This window comes from Corynebacterium silvaticum (genome assembly GCF_004382825.2).
Classification (GTDB): Bacteria; Actinomycetota; Actinomycetes; order Mycobacteriales; family Mycobacteriaceae; genus Corynebacterium; species Corynebacterium silvaticum.
In genome coordinates, this window is sequence record NZ_SDQO02000003.1 from 302791 (window position 1) to 326493 (window position 23703).

Genomic DNA, 23703 nt, shown 5'->3' on the forward strand with positions numbered 1-23703 from the left:
GATCCTAGCGGAAAGTAGAGAGTCGTCAGGGTGATGGACAGCAAAGACACCGGTGTGGATGCTGCTGGCATGGGCACACGAAAAGCCCTGTTTGCGCGTTCCGAAAAGCATGCACGGCGTGCCCCTATCATTGCCTTTGTGGCGGCAGCCGTGCTCTTTATCATTGCAGCGGCTGGGCCGGCTCTCATGATCAGCCGAATCAAGCCTATCCCGGTGGACACCACCCGACAGATCACCACTACTCCTGCGGATACCATTCTCTACGATCCTGAGGCCCCCTGCCCCGCTGATGCTCCACAAAGCTGCTTTGTGGTTAGCACCACCACGCAGCTGCATCGGGAGATCAAAACGGTAAAAACCGATGTCCGCGACGAGGTCGACCTCCACGTGACAGAAAATCTCGTGCGCACAGACACTAAAAAATCCATCATCGATGTCGATGACAAACTGCGCCTTATCCGACATTCCACCTATCCGGTCTTGGATTTTGCGTCGCATATGAAGGTCACCGCACCCAGTCTCAATTTGAGCTTTGATACCGGCGATTTTGCTCGCGACGGCCTCCAATACTTCTATCCGTTTAATACGGAACGCCGCTCGTATCAGTTCTTTGATCCCATCGCGCAAAAACCCTGGCCGCTGGATTATGTGGAAGAAAATAACGGGATCTACAGGTTTACCCAAGACATTCCCGCCACGGACTTGGTTAAAGCTGCGACGCGCTCTTTCACCCAGCCCGAGGACATCTCCGATGAGCCCTCGATGGAAGCCACCACGAGCGACCTCAGCCAGGAGCAGCAAGACCAGATACGCAAGATGCAGATCACGGCCCCGGCATCCAAGTTCTATGGCGAGGGGCGCCCCGGCACGGTCAAGCTCACCCCTTATTACACCGTCAAGCGCACACTGTGGGTAGAGCCTAAGAGTGGTGTGGTGGTTAATCAGAGTGAAGACGTGTTCATGTTCTACGCCACCGATCAGCAGGACGCAGACGCAACTGCTCAGCGAGGCCACGACCCCATGCGCGCGATCTTAAAGACCACACTTCAGTGGGATGCCACAACACAGAAGCATGCCCACGATGAAGCCCAGCCGACAGTGGATACTTTGCACCGGCTGCGCATAGGCGGGTTCGTCGCAAAAATGCTTGGCTTTGCGCTGCTCGCGGTAGGTCTTTGGCTTGCTGTACGACGCCCCCACGACGTCCCACCGAAGCCTTAGAGCATGTCTGCCCCCGGCGCGCGTTCTTCGTCGTATCTGCTCGTCGCATGGACCGCGATGCTGCTCACCCTACTCATGTGGGCTTTGTGGCTACCTTCTGGGTGGTCTGGGATGTTGGGGCTGCGTGACATGGTGGTGCTCAATCACCCGGCACTGACCGCAGGTGCCGTAGGTTTTGGTGATCTGCCGGCACGCAATGCGCCCCAAGACGGAGTGCTGGCGCTGTTGGGTCACGTGGTTCCAGCTACGTGGGTAGTGCGGATGTTGTTACTGGTAGCGGCTGTCGCTGGAGCTCTGGGGGCTGCCCGGCTGGGTAGCACCGCGTGGTCACGAGCTGCCGCGATAACGCTTACCCTGTGGAATCCGTTTGTGGTGGAGCGGTTGTTGCAAGGGCAGTGGTCTTTGGTGATCGCTGCGTGGTTGTTGCCGGTGGTGATCACTGCTTCGACTCGGGGTCGAATTGCGGCACTGTGGCTGAGTTCTTTGACTCCGACGGGGGCGGTCGTGGCAACAATCACGGGCCTGGTTGCCGCTCGTTCTAAGCTTCCCGTCTTGTTAGCTGGTGTGGCCGCTAGCCTTCCGTGGCTCATTCCTAGCCTTGTCACTGTGCCAACGTCTTCCACGACGGCGTTTCTCGCCCGTGCGGAAACCTGGACTGGCACGCTAGGTGCGCTTATGGGGTTGGGCGGCATATGGAACGCTGAGGCAGTTCCCCCCTCACGGGCTGCGGGCTTTGCGGTGTTTGGGATAGCGCTATGCCTGCTCACATTCTGGAAAGCCCCCCGGCGGTGGCAGCTGCTCGGGGCCGCTGCCCTGGCGACGTGCTTGGTGTTGAGCACTCCGGTTGGCGGATGGTTGCTCGCTCATGTGCCCGGCGCGAGCCTTTTCCGTGATTCTCAAAAACTCATCATGCTGCTTATCCCAGCTCTGGTGACGGGCGCGGGCAGAATGCGGTGCCGACCGCTTGCTCTTATCACTCTCTTCCTTGTGATTCTCCAGGTTCCTGATGCCCCGGTGGCCCTCAAACAGCTCACCCCGGTGGCCGAGCGCCCCTGGCCGAGCTCCGAGGGAGACCTACTTTTCCCGGATTCGCGGGGGTTGGTGACCTACCACGGGCGCACCATGGTGGATCCTCGGATCAAGGCTCAGTCAAGTGTGGAGGCAGGGGGCCTTGTGGTGGATGGCACGCTGGTAGACGAGCTTTCTCCCCGGTATTCGGCCGCTGTGAAGGAGTGGCGTCGCGGCTGCACCGAGTGCCTGAAGGAACGCGGTATTGGGACGGTGGTGACGTCGACAAGCTCAGGCGCAGAAACCATCACGGAGATCGGCGGCATCACCCACCGCGGGCGCAGTTACTGGGTGGGCGTATCGCTTGCCTCGTTGTGGCTGGTGGAAGGCGTGGGCGTTGCCGGGGCATGGGCGACGCGTTCCATGAGGTCGAGGAAGCGGCGGCCGGTGTCGTCCCAGGAATAATCCTGCACTGCTTCATAGGCCAAGGCCCCTAAAGCTTCTCGACGATCCGAGTCCGCCAACAACCGGCGGGTCTCCGCAACAAACTCATCCCGATCCCCGACCAGCACACCGCCTTCCCGGACAGAGTCCACAAGCCCGCCCGAGGAGCGGTAACCGATCGTTGGCACCCGATGCTGAGCTGCCTCAATCACCGCTAGACCCCAGCCCTCCTTTCGGGAGGGCATGAGGTGTATCGCTGCGCGGTCCAAGAGGGCATGCTTGTACTCCTCGGACACCTGACCGTGGAACACAACCCGATCTGCAATATCCGCCGCTTTATCCCGTAATTGCTGGCCCCACCAGCCAGAGCCGATGATGTCTAGAACTACGCCGTCAAGCGAGCGCACCACCTCGATGGCGTCTTCAATCCGTTTGTGGGGCACCAGGCGCGAAAGCGTGACCAGGTGTAGTCGGCCATCGTCTTCCAAGCGCATATGCGTGGGTGGATGATCCACTCCATTGCGGATAATGTCCACGCGATCGGGATCTACCCCCAGGCCCACCAACTCATCCTTGCTGGGTTGGGAGACCGTGACATAGCGCAGCGACTGGTGCAACCACGGCGATACCTGAGATTCCAAAAACCAGCCGAGCTTAGCCAGGATCTTCCCGGCTACCGGCCACTGCTCGCGATGGCAGTGATGCGTGAGCAAGATGGTGGGCTTGCCGGAAAACAACGCAGCAAAGAAAGGGATTCCGTTTTGAGTGTCCACCACAACGTCGACTCCACGCATGGTGCCAAACCCCACGCGCCCAGCCAACATCCCCAAGGCAGCTTTAGGATAAACCCCAAACTTGCCGCCGCTGCGAGAAAACCGAACGCCGTCACGCATACTGCGCCGGGGAGCATCCGTGTAGGAAGACGTGCGGAAGACTACCTCGTGTCCGTGGCGTGCACAATATTCCGCAACGCGTTCAAGGTAGCGTTCACTCCCGCCACCTTGAGGATGCGTCGTATCACGCCAACATAATAAGAGAATCTTCATATCACAACCCACCCTAGAGCATGAAAAGATAATCTCCATGGCGAAACCACTACAGCGTACTGCAAAGCTTGCAACCCTGCGTCGATCCCTCACGCTTCTGAGGAGTTTTCGTCATGAACAAACCGCGCCTGACAAATTCTACGCCCCGCTGGCAGCTGACACAGCGGAGCTCATAACAAGCCTGTGCAAAGACAGTCGCTCACCGCTGGATAGCGTCTTAGACGTCGGAGGCGGGCCTGGATATTTTGCTGATGAGTTCGAGCGTCGCGGGATTTATTATGTCAGCGTTGAACCCGATGCCGGGGAAATGTCCGCTGCGGGGATTAGCGTCGCGAATGCTGTCCGCGCTAGCGGAACCGCCCTGCCCTTTAGCGCAGACGCTTTTGACGTTGTGTATTCCTCTAACGTGGCGGAACACATCGCTGACCCTTGGCTCATGGGAGAAGAAATGCTGCGTGTAACGCGACCGGGCGGCCTCGCAATTCTGAGCTATACCGTATGGCTCGGCCCCTTTGGCGGACATGAGACCGGCCTATGGCAGCACTATCTTGGTGGCGACTTTGCCCGGGATTACTACACTCGCCGCCACGGGCATCTGCCCAAAAATGTTTTTGGAACATCCTTGTTCAATGTCTCATGCGCTGCGGGATTGCGCTGGGCGCGTAGCCTATCCGACGCACAACTGCTCTTGGCTTTTCCGCGTTATCACCCGCGCTGGGCATGGTGGATGGTACGAGTACCGATTCTCCGCGAATTCCTTGTGAGCAACCTCGTGGTGGTCATGAAAAAGCCGGAGCTCCCTTAAAGGTTAAAGGGGAGCTCCGGCCTCAACAGCACGTAGTATTCTGCTTATTCTGCAGCAGCCACGCGCTGCTTGAGAGCCTCAAACTGCTCAAGCACCTCTGCGGGCACTGCCGAGCCCTTGGATCCAAGGAACTCAAGGTACTGCTCGTTATCCTCAAGGTCGCCCTTCCATTGAGCGGCAGGAGCAGAGAGTGCCTCCTTGACGTCTTCAATCGGGGTGTCTAGACCAGTGAGGTCGAGATCCTCTACGCGTGCGGTGTAACCAGCGATAGTCTCATCAGCTTCTACGCGGCCCTCAATACGGTCCACAATCCACTTGAGAACGCGGCTGTTGTCGCCGAAGCCAGGCCATAGGAAGCGCCCGTCGTCGCCACGGCGGAACCAGTTGACAAGGAAGACAGCCGGCATCTTGTCGCCGCCCTTCTTGCCCATGTCGATCCAGTGCTGCAAGTAATCAGCAGCGTTGTATCCGATGAACGGCAGCATGGCCATGGGGTCGTGGCGCAAAGCACCCACGGTGCCCTCGGCGGCGGCCGTCTGGCCGGAGGACAGCAGCGCACCAATCATGGTGGCGTGGTTCCAATCGTGAGCCTGAGACACTAGCGGAACGGTGTCTGGGCGACGTCCGCCGAAGAGGATCGCGGAGATCGGAACGCCTTCTGGGTTGTTGAACTCTGCGGCGGCAACAGGGCACTGCTCTAGCGGCACGCAATAACGGGAGTTCGGGTGGCTGGAAGGCTGATCGCTCTCCGGAGTCCAGTCGTTGCCCTTCCAGTCGATAAGGTGCTCCGGCTGGTTTTCCAGCTCCTCCCACCAGATGTCACCGTCGTCGGTAAGCGCAACGTTGGTGAACAAGGTGTTGCCCTGCTCCATGGTCTTCATGGCGTTGGGGTTAGAGGAGTAGTTGGTTCCCGGTGCCACACCAAAGAATCCGTTCTCCGGGTTGATGGCGTAAAGACGTCCGTCCTCGCCAAAACGCAGCCATGCGATGTCATCACCAACGACCTCGGCCTTCCAGCCCTCGATGGTCGGCTGCAGCATCGCTAGGTTGGTCTTGCCGCATGCCGATGGGAATGCCGCAGCGATGTAGTAGACCTTGTCTTCTGGGGAGGTGAGCTTGAGGATGAGCATGTGCTCGGCCATCCAGCCCTCTTCCTTAGCCATAACAGAAGCGATGCGCAGCGCGTAGCACTTCTTGGCCAGGATGGCGTTTCCGCCGTAACCGGATCCAAAGGACCAGATCTCCTTGGTCTCTGGGAACTGGGTGATGTACTTGGTCTCATTGCAAGGCCACGCAACATCTTCCTGACCCGGCTCCAATGGCGCGCCCACGGAGTGGAGGCACGGCACGAAAGATCCGTTGTCGCCAATCTTGGCCAGTGCCTCAGCACCCATGCGGGTCATCACACGCATGGAAAGCACCACATAAGCGGAGTCTGTGAGCTGGACGCCGAGCTTGGGCGCGGGGTCGTCGATAGGCCCCATGCAGAACGGAACTACGTACATGGTGCGCCCCTTCATGGCACCACGGTATTGCTCCGTCATCTCGGCTTTCATCTCTACCGGGTCGGCCCAGTTGTTGGTTGGGCCGGCGCCCTCCGGAGTGGAGGTACAGATAAAGGTACGAGACTCAACGCGTGCGACGTCCGCAGGGTTGGAACGCGCAAGGAAGCTATTTGGGCGCTTCTCGTCGTTGAGGCGAATAAGCGTGCCTGCTTCAATGAGCTCCGAGGTAAGTCGATCCCACTCTTCTTGAGAGCCATCTGCAAAGACGACTTGCTCCGGCTGGAAAAGCTCTACATTCTCCGCAATCCAATTCAGCAATACTTCATTCTTTGTAGGGACTTCACCCTTAAGGCCCTTAATGGACACGGTGGACATCACTTCTCCTGACATAGTTGCGCGTGTCAATTGACTGTTCTTCCTCACCACACAGTAGCCATTAAGACGCGGGGAAAGGAACACTAACTCAGAGACGCGCATCACAAAAAGCCCCCATTCGCAGCTCCACCCCCGATATTCGCGCCAGACCGGGGAAAATCTTTGAAATTTCCCCCTCACACACCCACCCCTTTTGGGGGCAAAATCATGCAAAATATTCATAGGAAGCCGCAAATACCCGCACGCGCTGCAGTTTTATCGGCCAGCATCAGGCAACAATGTACGCAACACCACACACGCAACAGAGGCCGCTATCGAACTCCCAGCACTCACCACCGGCCCCCACTACACACTCCCCTCCCCCGAAAGAATTCTCCCACCTTATAACTGAGCCGACCCAAAGAGGTCTGACGTCTAGGCAATACATAGAGAAATATCAGCTTAAAAGCGCCTCCCGACAATCACTTCAGTCACATTTTTCACTTTAATTCACTATTTTTTTACCCTGCGCTGGGCCTCACACATTGAACAAATCCCAGCGGGGGGGCAAAATAGCAGGGATGTCTAATTCTGATAATTCTCAAAATTCGCTCGGAGAGCTCCCCGCCGGGCGCCCTTTGCAAACCGATTTCAATAGCCAGTTCAACAACGACCTTGACTATCCCCGCCTCGGGTCGGTAAGTTTCCGCCGCGGAACGCTCACCGATAATCAAGAGAGTATGTGGGAGGAATACTGGCCCAATCTGGGCACAGTCCTGTCCGACGAGCGCATAAACGTCACGGAATGGTTCGGGCGTGACGATGCCCACACGATCTTAGAAATCGGATCTGGAACCGGAACCTCTACCGCCGCGATGGCGCCGCTTGAGACCGACACCAACGTTATTGCCGTCGAGCTCTATAAGCCCGGTCTTGCCAAACTTCTCGGCGCGATCGTTCGCAATGACATCAATAACATCCGCATGGTTCGAGGCGACGGGGTGGAAGTTCTCACCCGCATGTTCGGCGAATCCTCCCTCGACGGTGTCCGTATCTACTTCCCGGATCCTTGGCCCAAAGCGCGTCACCATAAACGACGCATCATCCAGTCGGGCGTTCTCAACCTGATCGCCACCCGCCTTAAGCCTGGCGGAGTCCTCCACGTGGCCACCGATCACGCCGACTATGCCGAGTGGATTACCGAGCTCGTCGATGTAGAACCCATGCTGGAGTATATGGGCTGGCCGTGGCCGGAGTGCCCGCAGCTTACTGATCGTCAGGTCATCACCAAATTTGAAGGTAAGGGCCTGGATAAGGATCACACCATCACGGAATTCCTGTGGAGGAAGAAATAAATGAATTCCTTTGATATTCCCCTCCACATTCCCGTAGCGCCCGATAACGAGCTCTTGTTGGTGTGGGATGCCCCCAACCTAGACATGGGGCTGGGTGCCATCCTTGGTGGGCGCCCTAATGCAGCTCACCGTCCGCGTTTCGACGCCGTAGGCAAGTGGCTGCTGGCCAAAGCAGGCGAACTCAGCCATACCACTGGCATCAAGATTGAGGCTGAGGCGACCGTCTTTGCCAACATCACCCCCGGTGGCGCGGATAATGTTCGCCCTTGGGTCGAGGCATTGCGCAACATCGGATTCGCGGTATTTGCCAAGCCCAAGCTGTCCGAGGAAACCGACGTGGATCCGGACATGCTCGCCCACATTCGCCTACGTCACCAGGCCGGCAAGCTCAAAGGCCTAGTGGTAGCCAGCGCAGACGGACAGAATTTCAAGGACACCCTCGATGAGCTAGCCGCCGAGGAAGTCGCCGTCACCGTCCTAGGATTCCACGAACACGCAGCTTGGGCAGTAGCCGATGAGGCATTGACGTTCGTAGACTTAGAGGAAGTGCCCGGAGTATTCCGCGACCCGCTACCTCGCGTCAGCCTGGATAAGCTTCCCGACGAAGGCGCATGGCTACAGCCATTCCGTCCACTTACTGCCTTATTGTCTAATCGCTAGGATCGATACACATGTTCTCACGCTGGGGAGACTTCGCTTACCGCCACCGTCGTGTGGTGCCCGTAGCAATCGTCGTGTTTATCGTGGCGATCTACGGCATCTTTGGCATCCGCCTTGCCGACCGCATGAGCCAAGAAGGCTGGGACGATCCCGGTTCTTCCTCGACTCAGGCTGCCAACATTGAGCAAGAAGTCTTTGGCCGCGACAACTCCGGCGACGTTGTTCTCCTCTTCTCTTCCGAAGACGGAATAGCTAAGAACAAGAACTTCGATGAGATCAAGCGCTATCTGAGCGACCTCAAAGCTTTACATCCCAACCAGATCGCAGACGTCACATCCTACTTTGATAATCGCAATGCTCAGTTGCTATCCAAGGACGGAAAAACGGCCTTTGCCGCAGTCTCTCTCAGGGGAGACCACGAGCAGACACTGAAAGATTTCCGAGCGATCAAAGGAAATCTGAAGCCGAAATTTGATGGAGTAACCGTCCAAGTCGCCGGAGCCACTGCGGTCGCCGACGCCCTAGATTCCGGCATGGCGGGAGACATTAAACGTGCGGAAGTCGTAGCGCTTCCGCTCGTGGCAATTTTGCTGTTGTTCGTTTTCGGCTCGGTGGTAGCCGCTTTCATGCCACTTATCGTGGGCATTCTCTCCATTTTGGGTTCTCTCGGCGTGCTGTCCATTCTCGCTGGCTTCGCGCAAGTGAATGTGTTCGCGCAGTCCGTGGTCACGCTGCTTGGTTTGGGCCTAGCCATCGACTACGGCCTTTTCATGGTGTCCCGATTCCGTGAGGAAATGGACCAGGGCCGGGATATTCGCGATGCCGTGCGCATAACCACATCCACAGCCGGAAAGACCGTAGTTTTCTCTGCTGCCATGGTGGCCGTGGCCCTTTCTGGTTTGTTGGTCTTCCCGCAGGCATTCCTCAAGTCGGTGGCCTACGGTGCCATCAGTGCCGTCGGCCTCGCCGCTTTGCTGTCCATCACGGTGCTGCCCTCGATCTTCGCGATGCTGGGAACAAGGATCGACAAGTGGACGCTACGCCGGACTAAGCGCAGCGCTCGCACACTCGCCGATACCTGGTGGTACAAGCTACCCGCGTGGGCCATGAAGCGTTCCAAGACCGTCGTTGTATCTGTGGTCTTCCTTCTGATCGCGTTGACGGTGCCACTCGCTGGAATCACATTCGGTGGAATCAACGAGACCTATCTGCCGCCCAACAGCGACGTCCGCAAGGCTCAGTCCACCTTTGATCAGGAATTCCCTGCTTTCCGCACAGAACCCATCAAACTGGTGGTCTCCAACGCCACTAACGATCAACTGATCAAGGTGTATCAGCAAGCAAACACGGTCACGGGCCTCACAGATAGGTTCAAGCCGTCGACCGCCACAAAAGACGGCACCACCGTTCTTTCTGCCGGCATCGCCGAGCGCAAAGACAACGAGTCCGTGGTGAAGCAGCTCCGGGCCATCGAGGTCCCCGAAGGGGTCAGCGTGCACATCGGAGGCACCCCGGCAATGGAAGTTGAATCCATCGAGGCGCTCTTCGAGAAGCTGCCGTGGATGGCAATCTACATCGTGCTAGCCACGTTCATTTTGATGTCTCTGGTGTTCGGTTCCATGATCCTGCCGGCCAAGGCCATCATCATGACCATCCTGGGAATGGGCGCCACCCTGGGCATCCTCACCGCGATGTTTGTGGACGGCATCGGCTCCAGCCTCTTCAACTTCTCCGCCGGCCCGTTGATGAGTCCCGTCCTGGTTCTCATCATGGCGATTGTCTACGGCCTATCCACCGACTACGAGGTATTCCTGGTCTCCCGCATGGTGGAGGCGCGCGATAACGGCGAATCCACCGACGAGGCCATCAAGTACGGCACCGCCCACACTGGTGGCATCATTACGGCTGCTGCGCTGATCATGATCGTGGTCTGTGGCGCGTTTGGATTCTCTGAGATCGTGATGATGAAGTACATCGCGTTTGGCATGGTCGTAGCATTGCTTTTCGACGCCACCATCATCCGCATGCTTCTGGTCCCAGCGGTCATGCATCTGCTGCGTGAAGACAACTGGTGGGCTCCCCGATGGGTCAAACGAGCCTCCGAAGCCATGGGCCATAACTCCGCCCCTGAGCCACTGCCTGTTGCTTCTCGGCCGGTGGAGAGCGGCGATAAGCCTGCTAGGCGCGTCGAACCCGCACAGCCTCGCGTGCCAGTATCCGCCTACATGGACGACACGAGCACTATGGCCCCAGTGAAGGAACCCCCCGCTCCCCAGCGACCGGCTGCGCCACGGCCTACGCCTCCACGGCCCATGCCTCCGCGCACTCCGCCTCGCACTGACGCACCCGCTTTTAATCCAAAGCGCACATGGGGCAGCACACCTGCTACATCGCACAATGCGGGAGGCGCCGATACAGTAGAGGGGCAAGGCTCACATACCCCGAAGCGCAAACTCCATCATTCGCGACGCGAGACCCTAGTCTCCGACACAACAGTGGTGGACCCCCGGACCGCAGGCAGATCCGGGCGCATCGCCTCCGAGGATAACGAGCTCGTCCCCTTCTCTGAGCTGGTGAAGCGTCTGCGTGAAGAACATTAGAGCCCGATGGTGGCATAACAAGTGGGTACGGTTTTTAGGACCGCTGGTGATCCTTGCGATCGCCGCCTTCTTGCTACGCGACAAAATGCCATTCCTCGCCGAGGGATACCACGAGGTACTAGAGGCAAACAACACTGGGCTCGTTCTGTCCGTCGTCGCGGTTCTCATCTCATTGATCGCGATGGCCGAAGTCATGCGACAGCTCCTCCGGGCCGGCGGGTCCAAAGTCAGCCTGCTGCACACCACTCAGCTGGTGTTCATCGCCAACTCTTGGTCAGGCACGTTCCCCGGGGGCGCAGCAATTTCCACGGTGTACCAATTCAAAACCATGTGCACCTGGGGTATAAGCATCCTCGTGAGCTCGTGGTTTATCGTGGTTTCCGGCGCCCTGTCTACGCTCTGGCTAGTGGCCTTGGGGATTGTCGGCGTCTTATTCATGGGCGCCCAGTTCAGCATATGGCCCCTATTGGGCACCGCTGGCGTTATGATCAGCGTCTCCGTTTTGCTCTATGCAGCAACTAATAACCCGCGCACCACCAGCCGCTACGCCACCGGCGTCGTCCGCGCCTTTAACCGCCTCATGCGCAAGGACCCCGAGCGCTGGATTCCCACCATCAAGGGGCAGATCTCCCAGCTCGACGCCGTGCATCTCACCCCCAGCCGTTTTCGCGTGGTCTCGCTGCTCTCGCTCTCCAACTGGCTTTTCGACGTCGCCAGCCTCTGGCTGTGTATCTGGGCCGTTACGGGCAACCTCCCTGGGCTGGAACGCGTCGGTGAGATTCCCTCATTCCTAGGCGTGACTCTCGCCTTTGTCACCGCAAAAATTGTGGGCACTGCACAGATCACCCCGGCTGGCGTGGGCCCCGTCGAGGCCGCTATGACAGCGAGCCTCGTGGCGGTGGGCATGACTGTATCGACGGCCTTTGGAGCGGTCTTTGTCTACCGCATTTTGTCTTTTGCTCTCATCACGGTCATCGGCTGGATCATTTACTTCATCACCGTTGCCCGCGGCGGGATACGCGCAAGCTATGGTGATCAAGACAACGAACCTTATAAGGAGACCGCAACCCCATGAAGTACTTCTGGTACGACGTTATCGCCGTCCTAGCATTCGCCATCTTCGCCCGTGCTGCACACGGCGGCCTGGGCATAATCCAGATCCTCGATACCTGGTGGCCATTCCTCATCGGAACAGCCCTGGGATGGCTTCTCATACGCGCCCGCAACCCGCTGGCCTTGGGTAATGGCGCTATTGTTTGGGGCGCCACTGCGGCAGCCGGCCTCACCGTATGGGGTATCCGTCACGGTCAGGTTCCCCACTGGTCCTTCATGATCGTCGCCACAGTAATGAGTGGAATCTTGCTCCTAGGTTGGCGTGTTGTGTCAGGTAAGATGCGCCGCACCACGGAAAATGCTTAACAAAACGCCCCAAAAATAAGCATTCCCTTAACGTATACTTTTTGCTATGTTAATTTCTGCAAGTAATCGCATACTTTAGGTTCCTTTTCCGAGGGCTCTTTGCGGCCTTTGGGAATGGATCTCGATTCAGAACACCATCCAGAACAACACAGCAAAGAGGTTTCTATGTCTAGGTCTTCACGCCGTATCCCCTTTATCGTCAGCGGCATTCTCGCCGCTGCCATCATATCCCCCGCCGCTCCTGCGCTAGCAGCAGATACAGGTCTTGTGGACGCAGTGACCGCAACGCAGGACGCCGAATAGGCCCCCAAGACTCACGAAGAGAAGCTCCAAGAAGCGACAGAGCTGCTTACCAAGACCACTTCTCAGGGCCCCGTCGCCTATATCCAGCATGAAGGACAGGGAGTACTCAACAACTACGTCCCGGAAGAGGGCGAGATTGAGTCCTTCATCCAAAGCGCTCCAGACAAAGAGCATGCGGCAAAGGAACTACAGACAGCAATCGATTTTGCTCGCAATGACGCCACCACAGTCAAAGAGCGCATCATGGAGATGCTAGATGCGCTGACTGAGCAGTATTTCGACGCACAAACGTCCAAGGAAGAAGCCTTTATCCAGGCCGTACAGAAGGTCCAGAGCGCCGTCAAAAATATGAAGGTCTCCGCGGAATGGCTCGCCATTATGCAGAAAGTTGCCGAGCATTACAGCGTGCCAACAGACGGCATTAAAGACGCTTTCACGCCAAACAAGTAGGACTCTTGATAACCCTGCGAGCATATTCACACGACTTTCGTACCCCGCCCCCAGGGTTTAAGAGGGAACTCATCATTAACACAGCTCTCTCTTCCCAGCATATTCGACTAACCTAAACACAATGACAGTGGAGACTTTTCTTACGGGGCTTAGCCCAGCAATTGTGTATGCAGTCGTAGGATTCGGAGTGTTGATTGAGAGCATCGGAATCCCTATTCCCGGTGAAACCGCAGTAATCGCGGCGTCGCTCCTATCCACGACCCACGCTGCCAACATTCATTTGCACTGGGTCTTCGCCGCAGCGTGCATCGGTGCGATTATCGGCGATAACATAGGTTATTCCCTGGGACACCGCTACGGACATCACCTTACTGCTTGGTTGGAAAAACGCTTCCCCCGCCATTTGTCTCCCAACAGGATGCGTTATGTGGAACACCTCATGCGCACTAAAGGGGTTCCTGTAGTCCTCGGTGGCCGCTTCATCGCGTTGCTCCGCATTCTCGCCGGACCGCTCTCGGGCGTGACCCGCATGTCTTATCCCCACTTCTTTTTTGCCAACGTTGTAGGCGCTATAGCGTGGGCAGGAACTGTCACCCTCATGGTCGGTCTTTTAGGAAAAGCCGCTCATACCTGGATTAACGATATTTCCTGGGTGCTCGGCGGAGCCGTCCTGGTCATGGCGATCGCTGCCATCGTCTTTGGCAAAGTAACAGGACGCTGGCTGGACAAAAAAGCAGCCGAATACGCAGAACAATATAGCTAATACAAGAGTATCCCTCCTGGTTTAAACCAGGAGGGATACTCATATGCGCCATATAAGTGCTCAACAGCACTACATAGGCGCGATGGTGTGCTTCTTAGGCAGGTCGTGCAGATCTTTGGTTTCTAGCTGGCGCATGGCGCGTCGCAAAGCAATGCGCGTCTCATGAGGCTGGATCATCGCATCGACATAGCCACGCTCGGCAGCAACATAAGGGCTGGTCATGTTCTCATCGTAGAAATCCATGAAGACCTTCTTCATGTACGCCCGCTGCGTCTCATCCTCGATCATGGCCAGCTGCTTGCCCTGGATCATCACGGAAGCTGCCGCAGCGCCCATCACGGCGATCTGCGCGGTTGGCCATGCCAGGTTGATGTCACCAGTGAGGTTCTTGGATCCCATCACCGCATACGCTCCGCCATAGGCCTTGCGCACGATCAACGAGATCTTAGGAACCGTAGCTTCCACCAGCGCAAAGGCCAGCTTGGCACCACGGTGAATCAGTCCGGCCTTCTCCTGGTCCACGCCCGGCAGGTAGCCGGGGGTGTCTACCACGAACAAAACGGGGATGTTGTAGGCGTCGCAGATGCGGATAAACCGAGCGCCTTTGTCAGCAGCATCAGCATCGATACAGCCGGCGAACTCCAGTGGTTGGTTGGCCACTACGCCCACAGATTTGCCGTCGATACGCGCAAACCCCGTGATCAGGTTAGGGGCGAAGTTCGGCTGCACCTCAAGGAAATCATCGGAGTCAAAAAGACGCTTGAGCAGGTCATGCATGTCATAGCCGGCGTTGGTGTCATCCGGCATGAAGGTATCCAAGACCTCGTCGCCGGTGAGGTCCTCGTCCGCAGGCGCCCAATACCCAGGGTTGGGATCCTGACAGGTCAGCGGAAGGTGCTGCAAAAGATCATGGACATAATTGAATGCGTCCTCCTCATCGGCAGCCACATAGGAGACGTTGCCGTTGAGTTCCTGCTGACGAGCCGAACCCAGATCATGAGAGCTAATGTCCTCGCCAGTGACCTCCTTGATCACGGCGGGGCCAGTAACGTACATCTCTGCACGCCCATCGACGGCCACCACAAAGTCAGTGGTCACCGGCGCATAGACAGCACCGCCGGCGGACTTACCCATCATGATGGAGATCTGCGGGCTACGACCAGACAACGGAAGCTGCCTGCGGGAGATCTCCGAATACATGGCCAGCGAGGTCACAGCATCCTGGATGCGGGCACCGCCAGAATCCTGGATGCCGATCACCGGGCAACCAATTTTGATGGCCATATCCATGACCTCACAGACCTTACGACCAAAGGTCACGCCCACGGAACCGCCATACACCGTCTTGTCGTGGGCGTAAATGGCCACGGGGCGGCCGTCGATACGCCCGTATCCGGTGACCACGCCGTCACCGTAAGGGGCATCTTTTTCGTCGGGAGTACGGCCAAGTGCGCCGATTTCTACGAAAGAGCCGTCGTCAAGGAGTCGCTGAATACGCTGACGAGGGGTCGTAAAACCTGCCTCGTCGCGCTTCGCGCGGGCACGCTCGCTGCCCGGATCCTGGGCCTTTTCAAGGCGCGCGCGTAGGTCAGCTAGCTTTTCCGCAGTTGTCTTCATGCTCACTTAGTCAGTCACCTGCTTGGGGGATTATTTGCTGTGCAGTTCTGCAATTCGCTTGGTCAGCTCAAGGCCCACCGTAGCGATTTCCGGCTCATCGACCACCGCAAGGTGATCACCGCGCAGTTGCACAATGTCCAACTGCTCCACGATAGCCGACCAACCACCGTCCTGATTAATCTCAGCGTACGCCGGCTCAAGTTCAATCGCCCCATCGTGCATGCGTTCCGCACGGAACAGGATCACCGGAGCCTTCACACCGGCCCAACGCTGCAGATCCATCTTGTCCAAGATTCGGTTATCTACAAAGGAGGCGCGCTGGTGCTCCAACACACCAGCAGAAAGACCGTGCTCGGAGGCATCCATATTGGCCAAGAACTCACTCATCATGGTCAGAAGAGCGTCTTCACCAGCGGTTTCCAAGAGCTCATAAGGCACGGGGAAGTCAAGACCATAGGTCTTCTTGACAAACGCCGAGTACCGTTCCCACCGCTTCTTGGTCTCTTCCATCGTGTCTGGCGCGGGGTTCTTTGGCTGAACAGTATCCAGCAGAGCAATTGTGGCGATCTCTACGCCACTACCCTGCAGCTGATGCGCTACCTCATAGGCCAACGCGCCGCCAAAGCTCCAGCCACCCAAAATAACAGGAAGCCCATCGGAGTAGTGCTTAATCTCATCCAGGTACTGAGCCGCACGGTCATCCAAAGCACCCTCAAGGCGCTCCACACCGTAAACGGGAACCTCCGCCGGCAGTCGTCGCATCAGCGGTTGATACACAACCGAAGATCCGCCGGCTGGGTGGAACATGAACACAGCCGGGGCGGTCGAGCCTTCCGGACGCGCGCGCAGCACGCGGATATTGCCTTCCACGTCGGTTTCCAGTCCTTCGCGAACAATGTTGGCCAGCGGCTCTAGAGTCTCAGCTGCAAAAACCTGCTCTGTGGTCACTTCAATGCCGCCGCGCTCGGTGAGCCGCTCAGCAATGTCCTTGGCTTGTTCCTCGGTGATTGACGGAAGCTCGCTGGTCACGCCCGCTGCGGCAGCGCCCGTGATTCCCGCCCAGGTAGCAAAGACTAGGCGTTCCGACGCATCACGCGGAGCCACTCCCACGCCTTTAGCACCGTCGCGGGGTGCTTCGCTCTTCTCCACCACAGTGGGTACCGGTGACGGGGTGCTCTCCGCGTCCGTGGTGGCGGCGGAAGCGGTGTCGTCGCCAGCAGGCTTGGCAGCAACCAATCCTTCTACCAGGGTGACTACCTCGGCCGCGGAAGCGTCGCGAAGCGCCTGCACCTGCAGCGGCGGAATCTGGAAGTCATACTCAATGCGGTTCTTGATGCGCATACCCATCAGGGAATCCAGTCCCAAGTCAATAAGAGGCAGTTCCAGCGGAAGATCTTCCACGTCATAGCCCATCGCCTCGGAGACGATAGCGCGCATCCGCTGCTCCACGGTTTCCCCGCTGGCGGGATCCCAGCGCAGGGACTCTCCCACAAAATCAGAAGGCTGTTCCGGCTGGTTTACCGGAATATCCTGAGTCAGCGGCGCAGGAGTCTCAAAAGAATCAGCTGCCAGTGCCACAGCGGTGGCAAAGCCCTCTGCGACAGCAACGGTGGTGTCGCCCATAACGCGGTGAATCTCTACGCTCACACCACCGATGTTGCGAGTGACCACAGTGGTCAGGTCGCCGGACGGCGGCAACGTACCCGTCTCCTCGACTGCGATAAGCGTAGCTCCCGGAAGAACAGCCTCAACGGCTGCTTCCAAGAGCGCTGCTGCAGAAGGAACCAGGTCAGCCGTGGTGGAGAAGGCCACCGCACCCTTAGGCAAAGTCACCTTTGTGCCAGGCAATGCTGCGTGGTTGCCCGATGACGGGCGTGCAGCGGTCCAATACCGTTGGCGCTTCCACGGGATATGGGGAGCGTGAATGGTGTCGCCTTCTCCGTAGAGACGGCTGAAATCTATCGGAGCACCCTGGACATACATCTTGCCCAGGAGGTCTCGAATCGACTCGGCCTCGCTCACCTTGCGCTTGAGCGCGAACAGAAGCTGTGCATCGCCCCTACCGACGCTGAACGCCGTATTCATCATGCCCATCAAGGCAACCGGGTTCGGCGAAATTTCCACCAACATCGTGTGCCCTGCCGCAAACGCCTGCTCGGTGGCGTCCTGGAACCACACCGCCTGACGGGTACACCGCAGCCAATAGTCCGAACCGTGCACCACGGAACCCACAGGATATGTGACTCCCCGATCCACAGAGCTAAACAGTGGAATGGTGATCGGCAGCGGGGTGATGTCCGAGGTCTCCGCGGCGAGTTCGCCAAGGAGCGGCTCGACAGCACTCGTGTGCCCGGCGCCCTTAACGTTAAGAAGTCGAGCGAATTTCTCTTCCGACTCTAACTTCTCCACAAGACGCACCACTGCCTCTCGTGGGCCTCCCACTGTGGTCATGCCCGGTCCTGCATAAACGGCAGGCTCAATGCCTGCGAAGTCTGGGTGGGTGGCAATAAACTCGTCGAGCGCCTCCACGGAGAACTCCACCACGGCCATTGCGCCGAGCTCATCCTCCGGAAGAGACTTCTCGCCCTCACCCATGAGCCTGGAACGGTGGCAAGCAATACGCATAGCGTCCTCAGCGCTAAGACCACCGGCTGCATATGCCGCTGCGATCTCGCCCATGGACATACCCATCACTGCCGCTGGGTGCGCCCCGTAGGAAGCCAGAAGATCAGTCAGCGCGATCTGGATTGCGGTGATAGCCACCTGTGCGGTTTCAGTGTCATACGTCTGTTCGTCGTCAGCGACGATGTCCAGGATGGACCAGCCCGATTCAAAAGCTACCAGCTGATCAAGCTCTTCCAGACGTGCCCGGAACTCGGAGGACATAGCCACCAGGTTCTTCACCATCTTGCGATGCTGGGAACCAAAACCGGAGTACACAAAGACGGGGCCGACGGTAGCCGGCGAATCTGCGGCAGCGATGCCGGCGCTGATCTTGCCTTCCGCGACCTGGCGCAGACGCTTCACCGCGTCCTCGGTGGTGTCTGCGTGAACCACGGCACGAGAGCGCCCATGATTACGCTTAGCGACGCTACGCGCAACCTTAATCAGGTCCTCATCTGCACGACCTTCCAAGAAATCTGCAAGCTGTGCAGCGACTTCCCTGCGTCGCGACGGCAGCAAGCCCGATACCTCAAGAGTGACCGCATTCGGGTTCTCGGGATCTATGAGCTGCGGGGTGGGCTGCTGCTGAGCAGTGTATTCTTCGGGAACAAAGGAGGACACGACCACGTGCGCGTTGGTTCCGCCAAAGCCGAATCCAGACACACCTGCGATCTTGTGGCCCGAGTACTGTGGCCATTCGCGTGGGTCCTCGATGACCTCAAGGTGCTCCGCGTCAAAGTCAACGTAGCGGTTCGGTGCCGTGTAGTTGAGTGACGGCGGCAGCACGTCGTTAGTCATAGAGAGCACAACCTTGATCAGGCCTGCAGCGCCTGCAGCAGACTCGGTGTGCCCAAAGTTTGTCTTAGCTGAGCCAAGCAGCGTGGGAGTGGCAAAATTGCGTCCGGGGCCCAGGACTTTGCCCAGGGAGGTGGCCTCAATGGGATCACCGAGGATCGTGCCGGTGCCGTGCGCCTCCACGTAATCCACAGTCGCAGGGTCCACGCCAGCGTCGCTATACGCACGATGCAGGACATCCACCTGTGCGTCAGGGTTTGGCGCAGTCAGGCCGTTAGAGTGTCCATCGGAGTTGACTGCGGAGCCCTTGATCACGGCGAGGATCGTGTCGCCGTCCGTAATGGCATCCTGGACGCGCTTCAAAATGAGTACGCCGGCGCCGTCGGAACGCACAAAGCCGTCTGCGTCATTGGAGAAAGCATGGATCTTTCCGGTGGGGCTAAAAACGCCCAACTCGCCAAAGCCTGTAGACACAAAAGGCGCAGCGAGGATGTTCACGCCACCTGCCACAGCCACGGAGGCTTCTCCCTCGCGCAGCGCTCGAACAGCTTGGTGCACAGACACCAACGAGGAGGAACAAGCGGTGTCCACGTTGACCGATGGGCCGCGGAAGTCAAACGCATAGGAGATGCGGTTAGGAATAATCGAGCTGGCGGTTCCCGTGAGCGCATAAGGATGAGACTCAGAAGGGTCGGCACTGATCAGCATGCCGTAGTCGTTGCTGGAAGAACCAACGAACACGCCTACCGGTTCCCCGCGCAAGCTGGAGGGCGCAATGTGTGCGTGCTCCAATGCCTCCCACGTCAGCTCAAGCATGATGCGCTGCTGCGGGTCGATGTTCACGGTCTCTAGTGGTGACAGCCCGAAAAACTCGGCGTCAAAGCTGGAAATATCGTCCAGGTAACCGCCCCGGAAATCGATGTCGGCCATCTTTTTGGTCGTGACCTCATCGGCGGCATATTCCGACCAACGTCCAATGGGAAGATCGGTGATGCCGTCACGCCCCTCAACGAGCATGGACCACATCTCATCGATGTTGTGTGCACCTGGGTAACGGGCCGCCATGCCCACGATCGCAATGTCGTGGCTACCTGGGGTATTCGAGGTGCGGGTGAGTGTCTGCAAACGCGCAGCCTGCTCGCGGGGAGCACCCTCTACCAGGCGCTTAGACAGCGCCGTGATAGTCGGATATTCATAGGCAATTGTTGCGTCAAGCTGAACACCGAGGAGGTTCTCCAACTCGCCGGATAGCAGCACAACATCACGGGACGACAGGCCGAAAGACTGCATCGGCTTGTCATCTGTGATCTCTTCAGCCGGTAGCCCAGTAGTAGCGATAACCCAGTTCCGCAACCACACCCGCAGCTGCTCGGTGGTCATCGCGTTTTTGGCACCCTGGCGAGAATCCATACGTATAAAACCTTCTCAGTGATCGGCGAAATATCGGCACCTCTAAAGAAAAGGGGCACCGATAAGATTTACCTACGACAGTCGTTCTATTCTATATCGTCACCGAGGAACTAAGTGTTTCATTCAATGCGGTTTCTCAAAACCTCACTACAGAAGCACAAGAAGGGGCCGCCGCGCACTAAGCTTTTCGACGACCCCTCCTATATTCAATCTCTCTACTGCTCTAGGTATGCCTTCTTGTTCACGCGTCGCGCGATCTTTCCGGAAGAGGAGCGGAGAATCTCGCCAGGAGCGACCACCCGAATATCGGTAGGCACCACACCATGGGATTCGGTCACTGCTGCACGGATTGCCTCGATAGCTTCAGCGTCACCGCTAGCGTCGCGCTCAAGATCGCGCTCGGCCAGGATGATCAGCTTCTCTACGTCGTTGCCTTCAATAGCAAACGCGGCGACGGCTGCCGGGCGGATGTGCTCAGAAGCGTGATCCACGGTGTACTCAATATCCTGCGGGTAGTGGTTACGACCAGCAATAATGACCAGGTCCTTGAGACGGCCCGTAATAAACAGGTCGCCATCAACCATTGCGCCAAGGTCGCCGGTAGCCATCCAACGGTCATCCTCAGGAGCACCCTCTGCACGGGAGTTCTCAGCCAAACGGCCCTCCAACGTGTTGCGGAAGGTCTCCGCCGTGTCCTCGGCACGATCCAGGTAACCGGCGGCCACGTTATCTCCATAAACCCAGATCTCACCGATGGAACCGTCGGCAAGCTCTTGCTTGGTCTCAGGATCCACGATCACGAGCTTCTGCGGGGCAACTGCCTGGCCACAGCCCATCATGGACACTGCAGCAGGAGAGTCGGAATCAATCTGCACAGCCTTGTTTTCAGCGAGCTGATCGCGGTCAAAGTATGCAATGTGCGGGCGTTCCGGAGTTTGCGGCGTGGTCACCAGCAAGGAAGCCTCTGCCAGGCCGTAGGAAGGACGGATAGCGGAGCGGTTGAGACCGAAAGGACCAAATGCAGCCAAGAAGGCATTCACTGCCTTTTCCGTCACAGGCTCGGAACCGACGATAAGACCGTCGACCTTGGAGAAATCTGCATCCGAGCCAGCCTCAGGAGCAGCGTAACGGGATGCCAGCTCTAGTGCGAAGTTCGGGACAACGGTGTAGACCGCGTTGTCGCCCTCACGACGCTTAAGCTGATCTATCCAGCGCGACGGCTGCTGGATGAAGTCGCGCGGAGCCATGAGCTCAAACTCCAGACCCAGCAAGGTAACAAATGCTGCCAGGATGATGCCCATGTCGTGGTGCAGCGGGAGCCAGGAAACGAGGCGCAGTGGCGTCTTGAGCTGAACTGCCGTGAAAATCTGCAGCACGTTGGTCAAGATCGAACGGTTAGTCAGCACAACACCCGCAGGGGTACGGGTAGAACCCGAGGTGTACTGCAAGAATGCCGGGAGATCAACCGGTGCAACCTGTGCAGCGGCAGCGAAAGCCTGCCCCTCCTCGGTGAGCAATGGGTTAACAAAGCTCTGTGCGCCGGAATCAGGCAAGGAGCCGATAGAAATGATGCGTGGGCGTTCTGCGCCTGGGATGTCCGCGAAGAAGCGACGAACAGCCGTAGCGGACGTGTTGTTGGTCAACACGATGGTCGGCTTGGCGTCGCCCATCACTGCAGTGAGGTGGTCTGCGTGTCCCGGCTCTGTGGGGTCATACAGCGGGACGGGGACCATGTCGGCATAAAGCGAACCTAGGAAGCCAAAGAGATACTCTGGGCTGTTATTAGCCAAGATAGCTACGCGATCACCAATGCTGCCGACCTGCTGCAGGCGCGCTGCAACCACCTTGATCCGAGTGTTCACCTCGGTCCGGTTAAAGTCGCGGGTCTCACCTTCACGGGAGGAGGTGAAGTCCCAGAAGCGGATGCAGTGGCGGTCAGCTCCACCTGTTGCCGCATCAGCCTGGAAGAGAACCTCGCCAAGGCCAGCGAGGGTCAGCTCGGGCCGGAGAGTAATCTCGCCCTTCTCGTTGAAGAACTGGCGCATAGCCTGATTCAGATCCATAAATCTCCTTGAGGGTTTCCTGGCACGGGGCTACTGCAGAGCCAACCGCACGCACCGAAAGTGCTTAACGTTCCATCTACTTTATTAGTTTTGATTGCGAAAGTGTTACACAGTGATCAAAAATCTAAATATTGAGGGCAAATCTTCAGGTATAGGCTACCAATCCCCCCTACCCGGCGGCAGCACGACGCACTCAGCAAGCATCACAAAGCTTATCGACGCTCCACCCCCTCCGATACACAAAAGCTGGAAACCTCTGTCGAGATTTCCAGCTTTCTCATCATGACCGTTTAGCCGATCAAGCCCTTTGCCCATTCCACTGTCCATTGGTTGGCAGTGGTTCCGGGAATCACGTGCGGGTTGGTGGCATAGAGCGCGTGAACGCCATTCGCCTCAACCAGCGCCTGGGCCCGTAGCAGCGCGTTTCCTACATCTGCCGGAGCATCGCAGATCGTGTCATCCGGCGCACAGATCTCAAAAGTTTTTGCATCCAGCTCGCCGAAACCATTGACGCGCGGACCGCGCATGGTAGCTCCCGGGACAATGGGCTGAACCACAAGATTGAGTGGTTGGAGAGCGACTTCCGCACCAACCCCACCTACAGGATTTCCCACAGCCTGGCCCACACCTGGCTGCCTCCTGCCATCCGCAATGAGGGCGACACCCCTCACTCGCTCGGCGGGGATGACTCCCTGACCGGTACCAATCTTGTTAGCAATATCTCCAGCGATCACTGCTCCCTGGGAGAAACCAGCGAGAATGAAGTCTGTCAGCGGGCACTCTTGGTGGGTGCGAATCAGCTCACCTTCAAGCGTGGATGTTCCCTCTTGCCGTGACTCGTCGTAGCTCAGCTCATGCTGCGCATTGATGTTCCGGAACTGCGCCGTGTAAGGCAGCGTCCATACTTTTACATGGCCGGCAGAATACTGCTCTTGCAGCGGCCGAGAAATCGACAGCATAAACGACGCAGGATTGGCCATTGGGTTGATCGGATCATCATTCTTTGCCGATTCCCACGTACCCGGCGCAGAAATAAACTCCACAGCAGGGCAATGAGCGGGTTGGACGGGCTCGGAAGTCTCCCCCGGCTTGGGTGCAGCACCCTTGTCGCCGGGATCGAGCGGATTGTTATCCGTGTTGTTCATCCACCGAACGATGCCCATGAGAATCAGCATCAGCACCACGATGGTCACTATGACCGTGAGCAGTTTTTTCATAAGC

Annotated in this window: 15 protein-coding genes and 3 pseudogenes; 11 read left to right on the forward strand and 7 right to left on the reverse strand. The window is 57.8% G+C overall.

From position 1 onward, the window contains the following. The first annotated feature begins 33 nt into the window (after positions 1–33). Positions 34–1221 (forward strand): PorA family protein, encoded by a 1188-nt coding sequence (locus ET810_RS09460; protein WP_087454668.1) that lies wholly within the window; start codon positions 34–36, stop codon positions 1219–1221. Positions 1222–1296: 75 nt separating this feature from the next. Further along, a pseudogene (locus ET810_RS13420) lies at positions 1297–2610 on the forward strand (MmpA family trehalose lipid delivery protein); the annotation flags it as partial. Here the strand turns inward: ET810_RS13420 and ET810_RS12820 are convergent. Further along, entirely contained in the window at positions 2574–3719 is a 1146-nt protein-coding gene (locus ET810_RS12820) for a glycosyltransferase family 4 protein (protein ID WP_134316256.1), read from the reverse strand. The pseudogene ET810_RS13420 and the gene ET810_RS12820 overlap by 37 nt on opposite strands. 37 nt (positions 3720–3756) lie before the next feature. Between ET810_RS12820 and ET810_RS09475 the strand changes: the two genes are divergently transcribed. Continuing rightward, positions 3757–4524 (forward strand): class I SAM-dependent methyltransferase, encoded by a 768-nt coding sequence (locus ET810_RS09475; RefSeq protein WP_087454670.1) that lies wholly within the window; start codon positions 3757–3759, stop codon positions 4522–4524. A gap of 44 nt (positions 4525–4568) precedes the next feature. Here the strand turns inward: ET810_RS09475 and ET810_RS09480 are convergent, their stop codons facing one another. Next, on the reverse strand, positions 4569–6404 hold the full coding sequence (locus ET810_RS09480; RefSeq protein WP_087454671.1) for a phosphoenolpyruvate carboxykinase (GTP): 1836 nt from the start codon (positions 6402–6404) through the stop codon (positions 4569–4571). Between the two features lie 560 nt (positions 6405–6964). Between ET810_RS09480 and trmB the strand changes: the two genes are divergently transcribed. From trmB to ET810_RS09515, 8 genes are all read left to right on the forward strand, one after another. Beyond that, positions 6965–7738 (forward strand): tRNA (guanosine(46)-N7)-methyltransferase TrmB, encoded by a 774-nt coding sequence (gene trmB, locus ET810_RS09485; protein WP_087454672.1) that lies wholly within the window; start codon positions 6965–6967, stop codon positions 7736–7738. Continuing rightward, positions 7739–8398, forward strand: a complete 660-nt coding sequence (locus tag ET810_RS09490; protein ID WP_087454673.1) for an NYN domain-containing protein — start codon at positions 7739–7741, stop codon at positions 8396–8398. Positions 8399–8409: 11 nt separating this feature from the next. After that, entirely contained in the window at positions 8410–10998 is a 2589-nt protein-coding gene (locus tag ET810_RS09495; RefSeq protein WP_087454674.1) for an MMPL family transporter, read from the forward strand. A gap of 46 nt (positions 10999–11044) precedes the next feature. Further along, a complete protein-coding gene (locus ET810_RS09500) occupies positions 11045–12073 on the forward strand; it encodes a lysylphosphatidylglycerol synthase transmembrane domain-containing protein (RefSeq protein ID WP_087454675.1) in 1029 nt (342 codons plus the stop codon). Then, positions 12070–12417, forward strand: a complete 348-nt coding sequence (locus ET810_RS09505; protein WP_087454676.1) for a DUF3054 domain-containing protein — start codon at positions 12070–12072, stop codon at positions 12415–12417. Before ET810_RS09500 ends, ET810_RS09505 begins: the two co-directional genes overlap by 4 nt. Positions 12418–12582: 165 nt before the next feature. Continuing rightward, a complete protein-coding gene (locus ET810_RS12825; RefSeq protein ID WP_225870164.1) occupies positions 12583–12720 on the forward strand; it encodes a hypothetical protein in 138 nt (45 codons plus the stop codon). A gap of 243 nt (positions 12721–12963) precedes the next feature. Next, entirely contained in the window at positions 12964–13170 is a 207-nt protein-coding gene (locus ET810_RS12830) for a hypothetical protein (RefSeq protein ID WP_225870165.1), read from the forward strand. 121 nt (positions 13171–13291) lie between these two features. Beyond that, positions 13292–13933: a DedA family protein gene (locus ET810_RS09515; protein ID WP_087454677.1), complete on the forward strand. Its 642-nt coding sequence runs from the start codon at positions 13292–13294 to the stop codon at positions 13931–13933. A gap of 69 nt (positions 13934–14002) precedes the next feature. On the opposite strand, the gene ET810_RS09520 is transcribed toward ET810_RS09515, so the two are convergent. The 5 genes and pseudogenes from ET810_RS09520 to ET810_RS09535 all read right to left on the reverse strand — a co-directional run bounded on the left by ET810_RS09520 (position 14003) and on the right by ET810_RS09535 (position 23699). Next, positions 14003–15550: an acyl-CoA carboxylase subunit beta gene (locus ET810_RS09520; RefSeq protein ID WP_134316275.1), complete on the reverse strand. Its 1548-nt coding sequence runs from the start codon at positions 15548–15550 to the stop codon at positions 14003–14005. Positions 15551–15580: 30 nt separating this feature from the next. Further along, positions 15581–16660 (reverse strand): annotated as a pseudogene (locus ET810_RS13360) (alpha/beta fold hydrolase); the annotation flags it as partial. Between the two features lie 117 nt (positions 16661–16777). Further along, a pseudogene (locus ET810_RS09525) lies at positions 16778–20419 on the reverse strand (beta-ketoacyl synthase N-terminal-like domain-containing protein); the annotation flags it as partial. Between the two features lie 215 nt (positions 20420–20634). Next, positions 20635–22482 (reverse strand): FadD32-like long-chain-fatty-acid--AMP ligase, encoded by a 1848-nt coding sequence (locus ET810_RS09530; RefSeq protein WP_087454680.1) that lies wholly within the window; start codon positions 22480–22482, stop codon positions 20635–20637. A gap of 290 nt (positions 22483–22772) precedes the next feature. Continuing rightward, complete coding sequence (locus ET810_RS09535) at positions 22773–23699, reverse strand: cutinase family protein (RefSeq protein WP_134316259.1); 927 nt, start codon at positions 23697–23699, stop codon at positions 22773–22775. Positions 23700–23703: the final 4 nt, after the last annotated feature.

Coding starts and splice junctions, on each gene's coding strand:
- ET810_RS09460 (WP_087454668.1), top strand. CDS start 34: ATGGACAGCAAAGACACCGGTGTGGATGCTGCTGGCATGGGCACACGA.
- ET810_RS09535 (WP_134316259.1), bottom strand. CDS start 23,699: ATGAAAAAACTGCTCACGGTCATAGTGACCATCGTGGTGCTGATGCTG.
- ET810_RS09530 (WP_087454680.1), bottom strand. CDS start 22,482: ATGGATCTGAATCAGGCTATGCGCCAGTTCTTCAACGAGAAGGGCGAG.
- ET810_RS09480 (WP_087454671.1), bottom strand. CDS start 6,404: ATGTCCACCGTGTCCATTAAGGGCCTTAAGGGTGAAGTCCCTACAAAG.
- ET810_RS12820 (WP_134316256.1), bottom strand. CDS start 3,719: ATGAAGATTCTCTTATTATGTTGGCGTGATACGACGCATCCTCAAGGT.
- ET810_RS09515 (WP_087454677.1), top strand. CDS start 13,292: ATGACAGTGGAGACTTTTCTTACGGGGCTTAGCCCAGCAATTGTGTAT.
- ET810_RS09520 (WP_134316275.1), bottom strand. CDS start 15,550: ATGAAGACAACTGCGGAAAAGCTAGCTGACCTACGCGCGCGCCTTGAA.
- ET810_RS09495 (WP_087454674.1), top strand. CDS start 8,410: ATGTTCTCACGCTGGGGAGACTTCGCTTACCGCCACCGTCGTGTGGTG.
- ET810_RS09490 (WP_087454673.1), top strand. CDS start 7,739: ATGAATTCCTTTGATATTCCCCTCCACATTCCCGTAGCGCCCGATAAC.
- ET810_RS09505 (WP_087454676.1), top strand. CDS start 12,070: ATGAAGTACTTCTGGTACGACGTTATCGCCGTCCTAGCATTCGCCATC.
- ET810_RS12830 (WP_225870165.1), top strand. CDS start 12,964: ATGGAGATGCTAGATGCGCTGACTGAGCAGTATTTCGACGCACAAACG.
- trmB (WP_087454672.1), top strand. CDS start 6,965: ATGTCTAATTCTGATAATTCTCAAAATTCGCTCGGAGAGCTCCCCGCC.
- ET810_RS12825 (WP_225870164.1), top strand. CDS start 12,583: ATGTCTAGGTCTTCACGCCGTATCCCCTTTATCGTCAGCGGCATTCTC.
- ET810_RS09475 (WP_087454670.1), top strand. CDS start 3,757: ATGGCGAAACCACTACAGCGTACTGCAAAGCTTGCAACCCTGCGTCGA.